The sequence below is a fragment of the Marmoricola sp. RAF53 genome, assembly GCF_052114005.1.
In the GTDB taxonomy this organism is placed as follows: Bacteria; Actinomycetota; Actinomycetes; order Propionibacteriales; family Nocardioidaceae; genus Marmoricola.
Genome location: NZ_JBFRDX010000005.1, coordinates 85,983 through 103,060 on the forward strand (window position 1 = coordinate 85,983; position 17,078 = coordinate 103,060).

Sequence of the window (17,078 nt, forward strand, 5' to 3'; positions counted from 1 at the left end):
CGACGGTGAGCCGGCCTAGCCGGCGGACGGCTGGTCGAGCGCGGCGAGCCAGTGCCGGGCACCGATCCCCTCGTAGACCTCCCGGGCCCGCGCCAGCAGCGGTGCCGCCTCGTCCCGGCGTCCCTGCCGCTCCAGCCAGCGGCCGTAGTCGACGCAGGTGTGCGCCTCGTACAGGGCCGACCCCCAGGTCCGCATCCCCGCGAGCGCCTCGGTGAAGTTCTGCTCGATCTGGTCGGCGGCCACCGAGCGGTGCTCCCCCAGAACGGCCTCCAGGCGGGCGCGCTGGGCGGCGACCCCGGTCGGCACGGGGCCGGTGGCGAGGTCGACGAACGGGAGCAGATCGGCCAGCATGCCGACCTCCCCCTGCTCGAGGACGATGTCGGAGGCGAACACCAGGAACGGCCAGAAGTCGCCGAGCGTCGCGTACGCCGCGTGCGAGAGCCGCACCGATTCGAGCGCCAGCGAGGTGGCCTCGGGCAATCCGGCGACGGCCGCATCGAGAGCCCGGCCCAAGGTGTAGTACGCCCGCGACGGCGGGTCGTCGACCGCAGCGGGGTCCTGCCCGAACAGCTCCTCGATCGGTGCCATCTCCTCACCGCGGGCCAGGGTCAGCGCCCGGAGCCGGACATCGCCGGTGACCGAGGTGAAGCGAAGAAGGTCTTCGAGGCCGGCGATCTCGACGGCCTCGTCCCACTCCCCGGCGAGCTGCAGCGCCAGGCACAGGTTCAGCTGGGCATAGGTGAGGACATCCGGCTCTCCGAGCTCGGTCGACGCCGCCACGGCCTCCCGGGCGTTGCGGATCGCCGCAGCGATGTCCTGGAAGCAGAACAGGTCGGCCGCGTTGAGCAGGGCCAGGCTCCGTGCCCGCAGGGCGCGGTTCTCGCCGGCCAGCTCGGCGGTGTGCTCGAAGATGAGCGAGGCGGTGTACGGCAACCGGTTCGTGATGGCGATCGCCACCGCGCCCAGGGTGACGGCGATCAGCCGCGGGTCGCCGATGAGCTCCGCGATGGCCAGGCTCTCCCAGGCGAGACGGGAACAGCTCTCGGCATCGCCCGACACCAGCGCGACCGAGAAGGCAGTGTTCAACAGGTCGACCCGGGCGTGCCGGGTCCCCGGCTGGTCGGGGATCCGTTCGAGGAGGTCGGCGATCACCGACCTCGCCCGGTCGTAGTCGGCGCTCTCGCCGTAGACGATGGCACGCGCGAGGTCTTCGGCCGGACCTGCGGCGGCGAGCACGTCCCCGTTCGCCTCGAAGCCCTTCAGGGCCTGGGTGGCGTGCTCGATCGCACCGTCGTGGTCCCCGGCCAACCGGAGCTGGCGGGACAGCTTGCTCTGGATCGTCAGCCGACGCTCGGCCGCGGAGCGGGCCAGCGCCTGGGCCAGGTGCGCCGCCGCTTCCCGCGGGGCGCCCAGGGAGGCGGCGCGGTCCGCGGCGCGCTCGAGGTGGTCGGAGGCCGCCCGGGTCAGGTCCGCCACGTCCGCATCCGCCGGGACCGCGTCCAGGGCGTCCAGGTAGTGCTGGGCGATGATCGGGGCCAGCTCGTAGGCGTCGTTCCGGGCGTCGAGCTCGGCCTCGAGCGTCCGGGCGACCGTCAGGTGGGTCGCCTTCCGGTCACGCCGGGACAGCATGCCGTAGGCGACCTGCCGGACCACGCCCTGGACGAACCGGTAGTCGCCGTAGTCCGCGCTGAGCCGGTCGGTGTCGCGGCGGATCACTTCGCGCCGGACCAGCCCGGAGATCGCCAGCTCGAGGTCCGGGACGTCCGCGCACAACGCAGCCAGGCCGTCGGCGGAGAAGGCGATACCGAGCACGCTCGCGCGATCGACGACCTTCCGCTCGTCGGCCGGCAGGGTGTCCAGACGCGCGGCGATCAGCGCCTGCAGGCTCGCCGGCGCGGTCAGCGCACCCAGGTCGACCGCGTCGGGGTCGGCGAGCACGTAGTGGCCATCCCGGGCCTGCACCAGGTCCAGGTCGGCGAGCGCACGCACCGTCTCGATGGCGTAGAGCGGGATCCCCTCGGAGCGGGCGACCAGCTCGTCGCGGATCGTCTCCGGCACCCCGACGATCATCGCGTCGAGCAGGCGCACCATCTCCACCGACGTCAGCGGCTCCAGGTGAACCGCGGTCAGGCGTCGGTTGCTGACCAGCGCGGGGTGGTCGGCCAGCAGCTCGGGCCGCGCCAGCGCCAGCACGAAGACCGGGAAGTCCGCGGCGGCGAGCAGGTGCTCCAGGAAGGCCAGCAGACCGTCGTCGGCGTACTGGGCGTCGTCGATGACGAGCACGACCGGTTGCGGCTCGTCGGCGTTCCAGAGACCGACGTACTTGAAGAACGCCGTCCAGGCCGCGAACAGGTCCTCCCGCGGGAACGAGCTGCCGGCGTCGAGCCCGAGCAGCACCGCGAGCCGGGGCTCCAGCCAGGCGCGCTCGGTCTCGACGGGCACGCAGGCCGCCAGACCCCGCTCGAGCAGCTGCCGGTTGTCAGCCGCCGCCTCGCCGACGGCGACGACGGCACCGGCGAGCACCGCCAGCCGTCCTCGGACGGCTTCGGCCAGCGCGTAGTACGCCACGCCTTCGCCGTAGGACAGACAGCGACCGCGGTGCCAGAGAACGCGGGCCTGGAACCCGTCCACGTACTTCTCGAACTCCCAGCCCAACCGGGTCTTGCCGACCCCGGCCTCCCCGTCCACGACCAGCAGGCCGGGGCGCAGGGTCTCCTGGACCCGGTGGAAGAACTCCTTGACCAGCCGCAGCTCGCCGTCACGGCCGACCAGCGGGGCCTCCAGGCCGTCGTCACGCCGGTCTCCGCCGACACCGGCGACGACCGCACGCACCTTCCACAGCGGGACCGGCTCGGCCTTGCCCTTCATCGCGTGCGAGCCCGCGTCCGCGTAGCTGATCGAGGACGCCGAGAACGCCCGGGTGGTCTCGTCCACCCAGACCTCGCCCGGTGCCGCCGTCGACTGGATCCGGGCCGCGGTGTTCACCGGGTCGCCGGCCACCATGCCCTGACCGGTCGCACCCAGCGTGACCGCGACCTCCGCTGTGGTGATGCCCACCCGCAGCGCCAGACCGTGCATCCCGATCCGGTCACCGAGTGCCGACACCCGCCCGACCAGTTCCAGGCCCGCCCGGACGGCGCGTTCGGCGTCGTCCTCGCGGGTCACCGGGATCCCCCAGACCGCCATCACCGCGTCGCCGATGAACTTCTCCAGCTCTCCGCCGTACCGGCTGATCACCGCCCGGCACTCGTCGAAGTACTCGGTCAGCAGCTCGCGGACCTCCTCCGCGTCCCGGCTCTCGGAGAGCGTGGTGAAACCGACCAGGTCGCCGAAGAGAACGCTGGTGATCTTGCGGGCGGCTCCCGGGCGTACCGGCTGTGCCGCGGCCGCCGCCGGGGTCGCGGCGCCCGCGGCCCCGTGGCTGTTCCCGCAGTACGGGCAGAACCGCGCGCCGGCCGGCAACGCCGATCCGCAGGACGCGCAGGCCGGGTCTTCGGCCAGCCGCCCACCGCAGGCGAAGCAGAAGCCGGCAAGATCGTCCTGCGCCACCGTGCCGCAAGTGCCACAAGTCCTCAACCGAACCCCCACCTCGAGAACGTTCTCGATGCCCGCCAGCATGACGCATCCGCGCGGTCAGGGCGAGGGGTCGGCGCCTCCGGTCGTGTGCCTGAGGACGCGCCCTGGCGCGTCCTCAGGCCGTGCAGGTCACCGGCCCGGAAGCGATCAGGCCCTGGTCGCTGCTCAGGAAGAGCGTCTGCGGCGGGTCGACCGGACAGACCGCCCGGACCCGGAGCTGGTCGACCGAGAGCGAGGCCAGCGAGAGCCGGAGACCCGGCGCGGCGTTCGCCGCCGGTACGGCGGCCAGCGTGAGCGCCGCGAGCACCGCGCTCAGCATCAGGGCCAGGAGCAGAAGCATCTTCTTCACGGTGGTGCCTTTCTGGTCGGTCCCTGACCGTTCCCGCATCCCGCCGACTGCATTCGCCGGTCCGCCACCCGCCCTAGACCGGTCGGGAGCCGCCCGCCGGATCCGTGTTAGGACGAGAGGTCCGACTGACCACCTTTGAGGAGTGCAGATGGTGTCACCGAGGAGAGCGGCCCTGGCGTCGCTGGTAGCGCTGGGCACGGCAGCGGCGCTCACCGCCGTACCGTCCACGTCGACGGCAAGGCCCGCGGCCGGGTCCGCGCGCGTCGTCGCGCAGGGGCTCGACATGCCGTTCGGCCTGCAGAAGGCCGTCGCCCGTCCCGGGTTCGTCGTCGCGGAGAGCGAGTCCGGCGAAGTCACCCGCGTGAGGCCCGACGGGGGCGTCCACGCGATCCTCACGGGCGTGCCGGGCGTCGCCGGCGTGGCCGCGAGCGCTAAGAACGTCTTCGCCGTCATCGGCGGCCCCAACGAGGAGGGAGCCCCGTCCGGCGGCAAGTACGGCCCGAGCCGGGTGCTCCGGATGGACTACCGCGGCAAGCACGTCAAGGTGATCGCCAACCTGCTGCACTACGAGCGCAAGCACAACCCCGACGGCCAGGTGCAGTTCGTCAAGGGTCAGCCGGTCGACGCGCTGTCGAACCCGTTCGCGATGACGTACTCGACGAGGTTCGGCCTTTTCGTCGCCGACGGCGGCGCGAACGACGTCCTGCGCGTGAACCCGCGCACCGGTCACATCTCGACCTTCTTCGTGCCCCCGACGGTCAAGGACGTGCCTGCCTGCAAGGGCCCGGGCGCGAACGCCAACCCGGGCACCAAGGGCTGCGACCCGGTCCCGACCGGCGTCCAGGTGCTCGGCAACAGCGTGTACGTCAGCACGCTGGGCGCCGAGGCTCCCGGCGCCGGGCGGATCTACAAGCTCAACGCCCACACCGGCAAGGTCCAGCGGATCTGGAAGGGCATGACCGCGCCGACCGGCGTCGCCGCCCGCCCCGACGGGACGATCTACTTCTCCGAGGTCCTGTACGGCGCCCCCGAGGGTCCGCCGCCTCCGGGCTTCGACCCGGCCGACGTCGGCCGCATCACCCGGATCAAGAACGGGCACCGCACGCACGCCGCGGTGACCATGCCGACCGGCCTGCTGCTCGACCAGGGCCGGCTGTTCGCCTCGGCGTGGAGCATCGCGTCGTTCCTGGGCATCCCGCACGCCGGCCAGGTGGTCCGGGTCCCGGAGAGCCTGTTCAAGAAGTAGACGAGCGCATCCCGGCACCGGCCGGGGAGGGCCGCGGCCGCCGCAACGCGGTCGCGGCCCGGCGCACGTCGTCGCTGAGCAGCCCGAGGACCGGGCTGTCCAGTCGCCAGCGCTGCCAGTGCAGCGGCACGTCCACCGGCCGGGCTCCCGGCAGCCGGACGAGCAGGCCAGCCGCGAGGTCGGCCGCGAGGTCGGGCTGGGCCTGGCTGTCGAGCAGCATGCCCCAGCCGAGCCCGCGCCGGATCGCCTCGTGGAAATCGGCCGCGCTCGGCACCCGGTGCACCACCGGCGGACGGGACGCTCCGCGTGCCGCCAGCAGGTCGTCCTGGAGGTGGTCCTTCTCGTTGAAGACGACCATCGGGAGGGCGGACCAGTCGACGCCCCGGCCGGCGCGGTGGCGCTCGACCAGCGCCGGTGTCGCGGCCGCGGCGTACCGGAGCGAGCCCAGCGGCTCGACGACGCAGCCCTGGACCGGACGCGGGTCGTCGGTCACCGCGGCGACCACCTCGCCGCGGCGCAGCAGGTCGTGGGAGTAGCCCTGGTCCTCGACGAAGAGCCGGAGCGCGGTCGCCCCGCGCTCGGCGACGGCGCTGAGCACCGGTCGGAACCACGACACCAGGGAGTCCGCGTTCACCGCGACCGGCAGGTCTGCGGTCCCGGTCCCGTCGAGCGCCGCGGAGGTCTCGGCGGCGAGGAGCCGGAGCTGGCGGCCGAGCCTGAGCAGCGGCTCCCCCGCTCCGGTCACGGTCACGGGCGTCGTACGCCGGACCAGCACCCGGCCGGCGGCGCCCTCCAGCGCCCGCACCCGCTGGCTGACGGCGCTCGGCGTGACGTGCAGCCGGCGAGCCGCGGCCTCGAAGGTTCCTTCCTCGGTGATCGCGAGCAGGGTCTCGAGGTGGTCCGGGTCGAAGCGCACGGAGCCAGTGAAGCATTGCTTCACGATCTGTAGAAACATTTGCTGGCCTTCACCACGGGTCCGGCCTACGTTCGACGGCGTGACCGACTCCGCCGTCGCCGGCTTCCTCACCGGCCTGACCCTCATCGTCGCCATCGGGGCGCAGAACGCCTACGTGCTCCGCCAGGGGTTGGCGCGTTCCTACGTCGGCCCGGTCGTGGCGGTCTGCGCCGTCTCCGACGTCGTGCTCGTCCTCGCCGGCGTCGCCGGGATCGGCACGCTCGTCGCCCGTGCCGGCTGGGTGATCGACGTGGTCCGCTGGTTCGGCGTCGCCTTCCTGGTCGGGTACGCCGTCGCGTCCCTGCGACGGGCGCTCCGGCCGGAGTCGCTCGGACCGGCCGCGACCGGCCCGGGTGCCACCGAGAGCCGCCGGTCGGTCGTGCTCCGGGCGGTCGCGCTCACCTGGCTGAACCCGCACGTCTACCTCGACACCGTCCTCCTCCTCGGCTCGATCGCCACCGCCCACGCTGCCGCCCAGGACGTCGCCGGCGCGCAGTGGTGGTTCGCCGCGGGCGCGTGCCTGGCGAGCATCGCCTGGTTCAGCGGTCTCGGGTACGGCGCCCGGCTGCTCGCCCCGCTCCTGACCAGCACACGGGCGTGGCAGGTCCTGGAGCTCCTCGTCGCAGCGACGATGCTGCTCGTCGCGGTCCGGCTCGCGGTCGGGTAGCGCGGCTCAGTCCTCGGGTGACCGGAGCGCCCACCACAGCGGCAGGTAGGCCAGCGCCATCGCGACCGCGGTCCCGAGGGCGAGCGCCTCGCGGTGGTGCGCGTACAGCAGGCCGGCGAGGGTGCCGCCGAGGAGCGCCGCGACCCCCTGGTAGGCCGCGAAGACGCCGTACGCCGTCCCGAGGTGCCGGTGCGGGACCAGGTCGGCGACGAGCGCCTTGACGGTCGAGTCCTGGATGCCCGTCGCCGCACCCCACAGCGCGATGCCGGCCAGGGCGACGCCGAGCCGGTCACCGAAGACCAGCGCCGGCACCGGCGCGACCAGCGCCGGGAGCACGACCAGGGTGCCGCCCCCGAACCGGTCGAAGGCCGACCCGGTGACGAGCGCGGCGACTGCTGCGACCGCCATCGCGCCCGCGTAGACGACCGGCACCAGCGGCGCGGAGACCAGTCCGGACTCGGTCAGGTGGTAGCCGAACAGGCCGAAGGTGAGCAGTCCCGCGGTGGTCAGCCCGACCGCGACCGCGAACGCGTGGAACCGCCGCGGCAGCGGGACCCGGCCGGTGACCGCCGCCGGCACCGGCTGCTCCGGGAGGTCGGTGGTGTCGAGGTGGCGGCGCAGGACGAACAGCAGCGCCATCGCGATCGCACCCGGGACCACCAGCACGGCCAACCCGGCCTGCACGCTGGCGACGGCTGCGACGCCGGCGACCACGAGCGGCCCGGCGAAGGAGCCCACCTGGTCCAGCGCCTTGTGCACGCCGAACCCCTTGCCGCGGCCGATCGACCGAGCCGCCGAGGCCAGCAGCACGGACTTCGACGGGCTGCGCAGCGCCTTGCCGGTGCGCTCGGCCAGGATCAGCACGGTGGCGTAGGCCAGCCCGGCCGCGCCGAGTGCCGGGGCGAAGGCGAGCAGCGGGACGCAGACGGCGGTGAGCCCGTAGCCGACGATGGTGAGCGTCCAGTGCTTCTGGGTGCGGTCGGCGACCGTCCCGGCCACCAGCCGCAGGATCAGCGCGGCGGCCTCGCCGGCGCCGGTGATGAGGCCGACGGCGGCCGCCGAGGCGCCGAGCTCGCCGAGGTAGGGGCCGGCGATCGAGCGCATGCCCTCGTAGACCATGTCGGCGAACAGGCTGACGAAGCCGAAGGCGAGCACGCCGCGCCAGGGCGACCACGTGGTCCGGGTGCTCACGGACCCGAGCGTAGGCGAACTTCTCTCGCACCCGTGTCACAGCCGCGGCCCGCCCGGTGTCTTCATGGCGAAACCCCCACGGAAGGAAACGCCATGAGCACCGACACCTACGCCACCACCGAGCAGCGCCGCGCCGCCGTCCGGGTCCCGCTGACCGAGGACGACGGCCTGTTCGCCAAGCTGGTCGGCTGGTACTCGCGCCGTACCTACGGCGACGTCCTCGACAACGCGCTGGTGCTGCTGCACCACAAGCCGATCCTGCGCGCGGTCATGCAGTTCGAGGGCAGGGTCGCGAAGTGGGACCGACTGGACCCGCACCTGAAGAACCTCGCCCAGCTGGCCAGCGCCTCCCTGATCGGCTGCAGCTGGTGCATGGACTTCGGCTACTACGCCGCGCACAGCAAGGGCGAGGACACCTCCAAGTTCGAGCAGGTGCCGTACTGGCGCGACTCCGACGTCTTCACCCCGGTCGAGCGCCGCGTCCTGGAGTACGCCGAGGCGGTGACCGTGACGCCGCCGACGGTGACCGACGAGATGGCCGAGGCGCTGCGGGCCGACCTCGGCGAGGATGGCTTCGTGGAGCTGACCATGATGATCGCCGTCGAGAACGAGAGGTCGCGGTTCAACAGCGCGCTCGGCCTGACCAGCCAGGGCTTCAAGGCGACGTGCGACCTGAAGCCGGCATGAGCACGGACGACGGCCCGGCCGCGGACTTCGCGCGGCACCGCGGACTGCTGTTCACGGTCGCCTACGAGATGCTCGGCAGCACCGCCGACGCCGAGGACGTGCTCCAGGAGTCGTGGCTGCGCTGCCGGGACGTCCTGTGGGACGAGGTGCGCGACCCGCGCGCGTACCTCGTCCGGGTCGTCACCCGGCAGGCGCTGAACCGGCTGCGCACCCTGCAGCGGCAGCGCGAGACGTACGTCGGCACCTGGCTTCCCGAGCCGCTGGTCACCGCGGCCGACGTGGCCGAGGACGTCGAGCTCGCCGACTCGGTGTCGTTCGCGATGCTCGTCGTGCTCGAGACCCTGACCCCGCTGGAGCGTGCGGTGTTCGTCCTCCGCGAGATCTTCGGCTTCGAGTACGACGAGATCGCGGCCGCGACCGAACGCACTCCCGCGGCGGTCCGCCAGCTCGCCTCCCGGGCCCGCAACCACGTCCAGGCCCGCCGGCCCCGGGTGGAGGTGCCGGAGAACAGCGAGCAGATCATCGCCGAGTTCCTGGTCGCCGCCTCGACCGGGCAGGTCGAGCCGCTGCTGCAGGTGCTCGCGCCCGACGTCGTGCTGCACACCGACGGCGGCGGCCTGAAGAAGGCGGCCCTGCGCCCGATCCACGGCGCGGACAAGGTGGCCCGGTTCCTGTCGGCCGTCGTCCCCGCCGAGGGCGAGATCGACATCCGCTGGGCGACCGTCAACGGCGCTCCCGCGGTCTTCCTGTCGATCGACGGCGAGCTCGACGCGGTCGGCAACGTCGTGGTCGAGAACGGCCGGATCACGGAGATCTACCTGGTCCGCAACCCGGAGAAGCTGACCGGCGTCGGCACCGAGCGCGAGGTCCGGCTGGGCTAGCCAGCTGGGCCAGCGATCTGGGCCGGTGATCTGGGCTAGCCTCCCTCCGTGCAGCTGTGGACCCGCTGGGGCCGGGACCTCGACCCGGACGATCCGCTCCCCGAGCACCCCCGACCCCGGCTGACCCGCGCGGCCGGGAGCTGGCGCAGCCTCAACGGACGCTGGTCCTACGCCTTCGGCACCGAGGAGCGGCCGGCGACCTGGGACGGCGAGATCGTGGTGCCGTTCTCCCCCGAGGCGCCGCTGTCCGGGGTGGGCCGGCAGCTCCAGCCCGACGAGTGGCTCTGGTACCGGCGTACCGGGATCGCGCTGCCGGACGCGCACCGGCCTGGCGACCGGGTGCTGCTGCACTTCGGCGCGGTCGACCAGTCCTGCACCGTCTGGGTGGGCGGTACCGAGGTCGGCCGCCACACCGGTGGCTACCTGCCGTTCACGCTCGACGTCACCGAGGCGCTGGTCGAGGGTCCTCGGACCGTCGAGGTCCGGGTCCGCGACCTCTCCGAGACCGGGCCGCACGCCCGCGGCAAGCAGCGCCTGGACCGCGGCCGGATCTGGTACACCGCGCAGTCCGGGATCTGGCAGACCGTCTGGCTCGAGGTCGTGCCGGCGGTGCACGTGACCAGCGTGGACGCGGTCGCCGACGTGGCCGCGGGGACGTTGACGGTCAGGGTCGGCGTGGCGGGTGTCGAGACAGGCGCGGAGCGCCTTCCTCCACCAGCGGTGCGAGTGACGGTCCAGGTTCTCGACCGCAGGTTCACCGGCCTCCCCGGCGAGCCGATCACCGTCGTCCTGCCGGACCCGCGCCCGTGGACGCCGGCGGACCCGTACCTCCACGACCTCGAGGTCACCTGCGGTGAGGACCGGGTCGCCTCGTACGCCGCGCTGCGCGAGGTCGGCACCGGCACCGCACCGGACGGCACCCGGCACTTCACCCTCAACGGCGAGCGGATCCAGCACGTCGGCGTGCTCGACCAGGGGTACTGGCCCGACGGCCTGCTCACGCCGCCGAGCGACGCCGCGATGGTGCACGACATCAGCGCGATGAAGGACCTCGGCTTCACCGTGCTGCGCAAGCACGTGAAGATCGAGCCGCTGCGCTGGTACCACCACTGCGACCGGCTCGGGATGCTCGTCTGGCAGGACATGGTCAACGGCGGCGGCCGGTACCGCGAGCTGACCGCGAACCTGCCGGCCCGCTACCCGGTGCGTCTCTCGGACCGCCGCTACGACCTGTTCTTCCGCGGCGACGCGGACGCGCGCGCGGAGTTCCTGGCGGAGGTGGCCGAGACCGTGGCGCTGCTGCGCGGCACCGCCTGCGTCGCGGTCTGGACGCCGTTCAACGAGGCCTGGGGCCAGTTCGACGCGAACGCCGTCGCCGACCTGGTCCGCACCCTCGACCCGACCCGACCGGTCAACCACGTCAGCGGCTGGATCGACCAGGGCGGCGGCGACGTGAAGAGCCACCACTCCTACCTGCGGCCGTTCCGGTTGCCCCGGGCCCGGCCCTGGTGGCGGCCGTGGCGCCGCGAGCAGCGGGTCCGGGCCCTCACCGAGTACGGCGGCTACAGCCTGCGCTCCGACGAGCACGACTGGAGCAGCGAAGAGTTCGGCTACCTGCACTGCGCGACGCCGGCCGAGCTGGCGGCCGGGTTCGTCGCGCTGCACCGCGAGCAGATCGAGCCGGCGATCGCCGCCGGCCTGGCCGCGACCGTCTACACCCAGGTCAGCGACGTCGAGGACGAGCTGAACGGGCTGCTCACCTGGGACCGCGCGGTCCTCAAGATCCCCGCCGAGGTGGTCCGGGAGACGCTGGACCGGCTGCGCGGCGCCGTCAGCCGCTGATCGGCGCGTCCACCCACTGCCGGCCGCGGTGGAACAGCGCGGCCGAGCCCTCGGTGAGCTCGGCGACGATCTCCTGGGCGATCGGCATCGCGACCGACGGGACCGCGAGGGAGAGGGTGGCGACGTCGGTGTACTCGATGTTCATCACCTTGGTCCCGCGCGAGCGCAGCTCGTGCTCGAGCCGGCCGGCGGCCGCGAGGTCCACGGTGACGTCGCAGAGCTCCTGCTGGACCCGCTCGACCAGGTGGCTGTCGGCGAGCGCGGCGCGGACCGCGTCGGAGTACGCCCGCGCCAGGCCGCCGGTGCCGAGCAGGGTGCCGCCGAACCAGCGCGTCACCACCGCGACGATGTCGCTGACGCCGGCGCCGCGGAGCACCTCGAGCATCGGCGCTCCCCCGGTGCCGGGCGGCTCGCCGTCGTCGTTGGAGCGCTCGATCCGGCTCTCCGGACCGAGGATGAACGCCGAGCAGTGGTGCCGGGCGTCGTAGAACTCGCGCCGGGCGCCCTCGATGACGCTGCGGGCAGTCATCTCGTCCTCGACCCGCACGAGCTGGCAGAGGAAGCGAGAGCGCGAGACCTCGATCTCGGCCTCCCCCTGCGAGGCGATCGTGCGATAGCCCATGTGGTCGTCCCCTGGCCGGCCCGAGGTGAGCGTCGGAAAGAAGCGGGTCCTGAAAATTGGGTGGTGGCGGGGTACCCCTCCCAGGATCACCCCGCCACCTGATCCGTTGAGCGCGAATCAGAGACTCGCGCTGCACCCAAACGGATCCCGGTCGCTTCCATGTGGGGTACGGAGTACGCGACCGTGACCTCAGGTTAGACCACGGATCAAGGGAACGACTAACGGAACGCCGCGATGTAGGTCAGCAAGTCGGCGCGGGTCAGCACCCCCACCGGACGGCCGTCGTCCTGGACCAGGAGCGCGTCCGCGTCCTCCAGTGCGGAGATCGCCTCGGCGACCCCGGCGGACGCCCCGATCGTGGGCAGAGCGGGGCTCATGTGGGCCTCCACCTGGTCGGCCAGCTTGGCCTTGCCGGCGAAGAGCGACTCGAGCAGGGCCCGTTCGGAGACGGATCCGGCGACCTCGGCCGCCATCACCGGCGGCTCGGCCCGGACGACCGGCATCTGCGAGACGCCGTACTCCTTGAGGATGCTGATCGCCTCGGCGACGGTCTCGTTGGGGTGCGTGTGCACCAGGTCCGGGAGCTCACCGCTCTTGCCGCGCAGCACCTCCCCGACGGTCTGGTCGTCCTGCGCCTGCAGGAAGCCGTACTGGGCGAGCCAGTCGTCGTTGAAGACCTTGGTCAGGTAGCCGCGCCCGGAGTCCGGGAGCAGCACGACGATGACGGCCTCCTCGGCGTTCTGCTCCGGGTCGGCCGCGATCTCGGCGGCGAGCTTGGCGGCGGCGAACGCGGCCATGCCGGAGGACCCGCCGACGAGCAGCCCCTCCTCGCGGGCCAGCCGCCGGGTGAAGGCGAACGAGTCCGCGTCGGAGACCTCGATGACGCGGTCGGCGACCGAGGCGTCGTAGGTCTCGGGCCAGAAGTCCTCGCCGACGCCCTCGACCAGGTACGGCCGTCCGGTGCCGCCGGAGTATACCGACCCGGCCGGGTCGGCGCCGATCACCTGGACGGCGGGGTTCTGCTCCTTCAGGAAGCGGCCGACGCCGCTGATCGTGCCGCCGGTGCCCATGCCGGCGACGAAGTGGGTGATCTTCCCGTCCGTCTGCCGCCAGATCTCGGGGCCGGTGTCCTCGTAGTGCGACCGGGGGTTGTTCGGGTTGGAGTACTGGTCCGGCTTCCACGCCCCGGGCTGCTGGGAGAGCCGGTCGGAGACGTTGTAGTAGCTGTCCGGGTGCTCCGGCGCGACCGCCGTCGGGCAGACGACCACCTCGGCGCCGTACGCCTTGAGCACGTTGCGCTTGTCCTCGCTGACCTTGTCCGGGCAGACGAAGACGCACTTGTAGCCGCGCTGCTGAGCGACCAGGGCGAGACCGACCCCGGTGTTGCCGGACGTCGGCTCGACGATGGTGCCCCCCGGCTGGAGGGCGCCGGAGGCCTCGGCGGCGTCGATCATCCGGCGGGCGATCCGGTCCTTCACCGAGCCGCCGGGGTTGAGGTACTCGACCTTGGCCAGCACGAGGGGTCCCCCGGTGCTGTCGTCGGGTCGGTCCAGGCTGCGCCCGAGCCTGACCAGCGGGGTGTTGCCGATCAGATCGAGCAGGGAGTTCGCGTAGTCCATACGGCTCAAGATAGTGCGCCGTGCGCCGAAGGGAAGAACAGGCGAAATCGGGTCCGGTGAGTATTACACCGTTGTGATTTGCAAGGACCGACACGCCACACGAGTCACTTTTTTTCACTCAGGACTCAAATTTTCACAGATTTTGATCCATACTTCCGGTGCGGGCCGGCTTCCCACGGCCCCTGACGACCAGGAGAACCCGATGCCCGGCAGCCGCCCCGCCCGATCCCACCTCCGGGCACCCGTCCGCCTGCTGTGCGCCCTCACCGGGCTCGCCGCGCTCGCCGTTCCCGCCCTCGTCCACGCCGGCGCGGACGCCAGCACCCCGCCGGCCTCGAAGCGCACCGCCTACGCGCCGAACGTCATGTTCCCCGTCGCCGGCGGCCGCGGCGTCGACCTGCGGACCTCCGGCAAGCGCCCCGGCACCGAGATCAAGGCCGGCTGCGGCAGCACCGTCCGCGCCGCCACGGCGGGCACCGCGGTCGTCACCTCGTCGCCCACCGCCGGACCGAACCTGGTCCGCGTCGTCACCAGCTTCGGCCGGCTCGTCACCTGGTACGGCTTCATGCAGAAGGCGACCGTCACCAACGGCCAGGTCATCCAGGCCGGACAGCCGATCGGCGTCGTCGGCCACGCCGGCATCGCCCGGATGTGCTCGCTCTACTTCGCGGTCACCAGCAACAGCGGCGCGACGACCTACAACCCGACCCGCTGGCTGAACACCTACGTCGGCAAGCCGGTGCCGAGCACCTCGCTGTTCGACAACAACGGCTTCGTCCTCGCCACCTTCAACACCCTCGGCGCGAGCCACACCAAGAACTCCTCGCGCTACGCGACGTACGACGTCCGCACCCCGCGGCAGGTCGCCCTGCTGGCCCGGTACGGCGTCGACGTGGTCGGCCTGCAGGAGTTCCAGAAGCCGCAGCGGGCCACCTTCCTGAGCGCGGCCGGCAGCACCTACGGCATCTACCCGACCAGCACCACCGCCGACCCGGAGAACTCGATCATCTGGCGGAACTCGACGATGGAGCTCGTCAGCGGCTCGACGATCGACGTGCCCTACTTCGACGGGCACATCCGGAAGATGCCGGTGGTCCTGCTGCGGCACCGCGCGAGCGGCCGCGAGGCTTACTTCATCAACGTCCACAACCCCGCGTCCGGCGTCGGGTACGGCGACGAGACCGCCAACCGCCGCAAGGCGATCGCGGTCGAGCGCGCCAAGGTGGCCGAGCTGCGGTCCACCGGCCGCGCGGTGTTCCTCACCGGCGACATGAACGACCGCGCGCCGGCGTTCTGCCCGCTCACCGCCGGCAAGCTGATGCTGGCCCCGAACAGCATCCCGTCGATGGCCTGCTCGATGCCGGCCAGGGACACCGGCATCGACTGGGTGCTGGCCGCCGGCCCGGCCCGGTTCACCCGGTACGGCTACGACTGGACGCCGAAGAACCTGCGGCTCACCGACCACCCGATCGTCTGGACGCGGGTGCACCTCGCCCCCAACCAGTGACCCCGGCCGGAGCAAGCTCGGGCACTCGATAACCTCGACTCGTGGGGAAGGCAGCAGCGGCTCGGAAGCTGGCATCGGCGGCGACGTACGGCGGTGCGGGCCTCTCCGTGCTCGGCGCCACTTTCTACGGGATGCTCCGGGCCGAGGCCAAGGTCGCCCGCAAGGCGATCGGGCGCCTCGAGGGCCGGGTGCCCGACGCCACCGGCTGGTACGGCCGGGGCCGGCCGGGTCCCGCGATCAAGATCGCGCTCCTCGGTGACTCCAGCGCCGCCGGGTACGGCGTCCCGACCGTCGAGGAGACGCCCGGCGCCCTGCTCGGGTCGGCCGTCGCCGACGCTGCCGACCGCCGGGTCCACCTCGGTGCCTTCTGCGTCTCCGGCGCCATGTCCAGCGACCTGGCCGGCCAGGTCGACCGGGCGCTGCCCGGTGAGCCCGACGTGGCCCTGATCCTCATCGGCGCCAACGACGTCACCCACCAGATGCTGCCCTCGGAGTCGGTGCGCTACCTCAGCGAGGCGGTCCGGCGGCTGCAGGACGCCGACATCGCGGTCGTCGTCGGCACCTGCCCCGACCTCGGCACCATCCGGCCGATCCCCCAGCCGTTGCGGCAGATCGCCCGCAGCTGGTCGCGCCGGCTCGCCGCCGCCCAGACGATCGCGGTGGTCGAGGCCGGCGGCCGGACCGTGTCGCTGGGCTCGATCCTCGGCCCCGAGTTCGACGCCGCGCCGGCACTGCTGTTCGGGCCGGACCGGTTCCACCCGTCGGCGGCGGGCTACGCCTCCATGGTCAGCGTGATGGTCCCCTCCACCCTGGCCGCGCTGGGCCTCGGGCCGGCACCCGACCTGGGCCCGGAGCCGCTGCGCGGCGAGGGTGTCCTCCCGATCAGCCAGGCCGCCGTCCGGGCCAGCAAGCAGCCGGGCACCGAGCTCGACGGCACCGAGGTGGACGGCTCCGCCCGCGGCACCGGTGGCCGCTGGGTCACCCTGATGCGCCGGCGCCGGAACGCGCCCGTGGACGCCGAAACGCCCGGTCCCTCTGACGAGGAACCGGGCGCTGAGCTGCCGGCGTAGCTTCCCGCGGGCTGCGGCGACCTCGGGGGGTCAGTCACCGCGCAGGATCGCGAGGATCCGCAGCAGCTCGATGTAGATCCAGACAATGGTCACGGTCAGGCCGAAGGCCGCCCGCCAGGACTCCTGCTCCGGCAGGCCGGCGGCGATGCCGCGCTCGACGTAGTCGAAGTCCAGGATCAGCATGAAGACGCCGAGGCCGAGGCCGAGGAAGCTGAACAGCAGCCCGACACCGCCGAAGCCGTTGATCCCGAGGTCGGCGTGGAACAACGAGAGCACGAAGTCGAACAGCGTCAGGCCGACGAAGCCGAACATCATGATGGTGACCCACTTGCGGAAGCGGCTGCCCACCTGGATGTCGAACACCTTGTACGCCGCGAGCGTGCCTGCGACGGCGGCGAACGTACCGACGACGGCACCGACGACGATGTGGTCACCGGCCCCGATCGTGGCGTCGAGGACCTTGCTGAGCGCGCCGACCGCGATCCCCTGGAACGCCGCGTAGGCGAGCACCAGGGCCGGGTTCACGACGCGCTTGAACGAGTTCATCATGCTGAGCGCGAAGCCGGCGAGCGAGCCGACGACGGAGATGACGTACAGACGCGTGGCGACGTCCTGGTTGATGTCACCCACGTCGTTGACCAGGGTGCCGGTCAGCGCCCAGGTCGCCGCGGCGGTGAGGACCACGACACCGAGCGTGATCGCGGTCTTCTGCACCACGGTGTCGATGGTCATCCGGCCTTCGAGCCCGGAGGTCTGCAGGGCCGGGTTGAAGTCGGCGTAGAGCTCACCGCCCTGGCCGTTGAAGCCCTCGCTGCGGGTGAGGATCGGGTTGCTGCTCTGCATGTGGTCTCCTCCTTGGAGGCCTC

General features: G+C 72.4%; 14 protein-coding genes. 7 read left to right on the forward strand and 7 right to left on the reverse strand.

The window, feature by feature from the left end; translation table 11 throughout:
* Positions 1–15: 15 nt before the first annotated feature.
* Positions 16–3,618 carry an adenylate/guanylate cyclase domain-containing protein gene (locus AB4Y76_RS05845; RefSeq protein ID WP_441923090.1) on the reverse strand — a complete coding sequence of 1,201 codons (3,603 nt, stop codon included), beginning with the start codon at positions 3,616–3,618 and terminating at the stop codon, positions 16–18.
* Between the two features lie 73 nt (positions 3,619–3,691).
* A complete protein-coding gene (locus tag AB4Y76_RS05850) occupies positions 3,692–3,925 on the reverse strand; it encodes a hypothetical protein (RefSeq protein ID WP_441923092.1) in 234 nt (77 codons plus the stop codon).
* 148 nt (positions 3,926–4,073) lie between these two features.
* On the opposite strand from AB4Y76_RS05850, the gene AB4Y76_RS05855 reads away from it, so the two are divergent.
* Entirely contained in the window at positions 4,074–5,171 is a 1,098-nt protein-coding gene (locus AB4Y76_RS05855; RefSeq protein ID WP_441923094.1) for a ScyD/ScyE family protein, read from the forward strand.
* Here AB4Y76_RS05855 and AB4Y76_RS05860 read toward each other — a convergent pair.
* Positions 5,161–6,087: an ArgP/LysG family DNA-binding transcriptional regulator gene (locus tag AB4Y76_RS05860; RefSeq protein ID WP_441923096.1), complete on the reverse strand. Its 927-nt coding sequence runs from the start codon at positions 6,085–6,087 to the stop codon at positions 5,161–5,163. The two genes, AB4Y76_RS05855 and AB4Y76_RS05860, sit on opposite strands and share 11 nt — an antisense overlap.
* 79 nt (positions 6,088–6,166) lie before the next feature.
* Between AB4Y76_RS05860 and AB4Y76_RS05865 the strand changes: the two genes are divergently transcribed.
* A complete protein-coding gene (locus AB4Y76_RS05865) occupies positions 6,167–6,793 on the forward strand; it encodes a LysE/ArgO family amino acid transporter (protein WP_441923098.1) in 627 nt (208 codons plus the stop codon).
* 6 nt (positions 6,794–6,799) lie between these two features.
* Here AB4Y76_RS05865 and AB4Y76_RS05870 read toward each other — a convergent pair whose 3' ends face one another.
* Positions 6,800–7,984, reverse strand: coding sequence for an MFS transporter (locus tag AB4Y76_RS05870; RefSeq protein ID WP_441923100.1), 1,185 nt, complete (start codon positions 7,982–7,984; stop codon positions 6,800–6,802).
* Between the two features lie 93 nt (positions 7,985–8,077).
* On the opposite strand from AB4Y76_RS05870, the gene AB4Y76_RS05875 reads away from it, so the two are divergent.
* Genes AB4Y76_RS05875 through AB4Y76_RS05885 form a run of 3 tightly spaced genes read left to right on the forward strand, consistent with a single transcriptional unit; the run spans position 8,078 to position 11,394 of the window.
* Positions 8,078–8,671 (forward strand): carboxymuconolactone decarboxylase family protein, encoded by a 594-nt coding sequence (locus tag AB4Y76_RS05875; RefSeq protein WP_441923102.1) that lies wholly within the window; start codon positions 8,078–8,080, stop codon positions 8,669–8,671.
* On the forward strand, positions 8,668–9,552 hold the full coding sequence (locus AB4Y76_RS05880) for an RNA polymerase sigma-70 factor (protein WP_441923104.1): 885 nt from the start codon (positions 8,668–8,670) through the stop codon (positions 9,550–9,552). Before AB4Y76_RS05875 ends, AB4Y76_RS05880 begins: the two co-directional genes overlap by 4 nt.
* Before the next feature lie 48 nt (positions 9,553–9,600).
* Complete coding sequence (locus AB4Y76_RS05885; RefSeq protein ID WP_441923106.1) at positions 9,601–11,394, forward strand: glycoside hydrolase family 2 protein; 1,794 nt, start codon at positions 9,601–9,603, stop codon at positions 11,392–11,394.
* Here the strand turns inward: AB4Y76_RS05885 and AB4Y76_RS05890 are convergent.
* Both AB4Y76_RS05890 and AB4Y76_RS05895 read right to left on the reverse strand, forming a co-directional pair.
* On the reverse strand, positions 11,384–12,016 hold the full coding sequence (locus AB4Y76_RS05890) for an IMPACT family protein (RefSeq protein WP_441923108.1): 633 nt from the start codon (positions 12,014–12,016) through the stop codon (positions 11,384–11,386). The two genes, AB4Y76_RS05885 and AB4Y76_RS05890, sit on opposite strands and share 11 nt — an antisense overlap.
* A gap of 218 nt (positions 12,017–12,234) precedes the next feature.
* Positions 12,235–13,635 (reverse strand): cystathionine beta-synthase, encoded by a 1,401-nt coding sequence (locus AB4Y76_RS05895; protein ID WP_441923110.1) that lies wholly within the window; start codon positions 13,633–13,635, stop codon positions 12,235–12,237.
* 202 nt (positions 13,636–13,837) lie between these two features.
* Here AB4Y76_RS05895 and AB4Y76_RS05900 point away from each other — a divergent pair, with 202 nt between their 5' ends.
* Together AB4Y76_RS05900 and AB4Y76_RS05905 are read left to right on the forward strand one after the other, a co-directional pair.
* The gene (locus tag AB4Y76_RS05900; protein ID WP_441923112.1) at positions 13,838–15,142 is read left to right on the forward strand and encodes a peptidoglycan DD-metalloendopeptidase family protein; all 1,305 of its coding nucleotides are present in this window, start codon (positions 13,838–13,840) and stop codon (positions 15,140–15,142) included.
* Positions 15,143–15,183: 41 nt separating this feature from the next.
* Positions 15,184–16,212 (forward strand): SGNH/GDSL hydrolase family protein, encoded by a 1,029-nt coding sequence (locus tag AB4Y76_RS05905; RefSeq protein ID WP_441923114.1) that lies wholly within the window; start codon positions 15,184–15,186, stop codon positions 16,210–16,212.
* 30 nt (positions 16,213–16,242) lie between these two features.
* Here AB4Y76_RS05905 and AB4Y76_RS05910 read toward each other — a convergent pair whose 3' ends face one another.
* Positions 16,243–17,055 carry a Bax inhibitor-1/YccA family protein gene (locus AB4Y76_RS05910; RefSeq protein ID WP_441923116.1) on the reverse strand — a complete coding sequence of 271 codons (813 nt, stop codon included), beginning with the start codon at positions 17,053–17,055 and terminating at the stop codon, positions 16,243–16,245.
* Positions 17,056–17,078: the final 23 nt, after the last annotated feature.

Coding starts and splice junctions, on each gene's coding strand:
- AB4Y76_RS05855 (WP_441923094.1), top strand. CDS start 4,074: ATGGTGTCACCGAGGAGAGCGGCCCTGGCGTCGCTGGTAGCGCTGGGC.
- AB4Y76_RS05880 (WP_441923104.1), top strand. CDS start 8,668: ATGAGCACGGACGACGGCCCGGCCGCGGACTTCGCGCGGCACCGCGGA.
- AB4Y76_RS05875 (WP_441923102.1), top strand. CDS start 8,078: ATGAGCACCGACACCTACGCCACCACCGAGCAGCGCCGCGCCGCCGTC.
- AB4Y76_RS05890 (WP_441923108.1), bottom strand. CDS start 12,016: ATGGGCTATCGCACGATCGCCTCGCAGGGGGAGGCCGAGATCGAGGTC.
- AB4Y76_RS05895 (WP_441923110.1), bottom strand. CDS start 13,635: ATGGACTACGCGAACTCCCTGCTCGATCTGATCGGCAACACCCCGCTG.
- AB4Y76_RS05900 (WP_441923112.1), top strand. CDS start 13,838: ATGCCCGGCAGCCGCCCCGCCCGATCCCACCTCCGGGCACCCGTCCGC.
- AB4Y76_RS05845 (WP_441923090.1), bottom strand. CDS start 3,618: ATGCTGGCGGGCATCGAGAACGTTCTCGAGGTGGGGGTTCGGTTGAGG.
- AB4Y76_RS05910 (WP_441923116.1), bottom strand. CDS start 17,055: ATGCAGAGCAGCAACCCGATCCTCACCCGCAGCGAGGGCTTCAACGGC.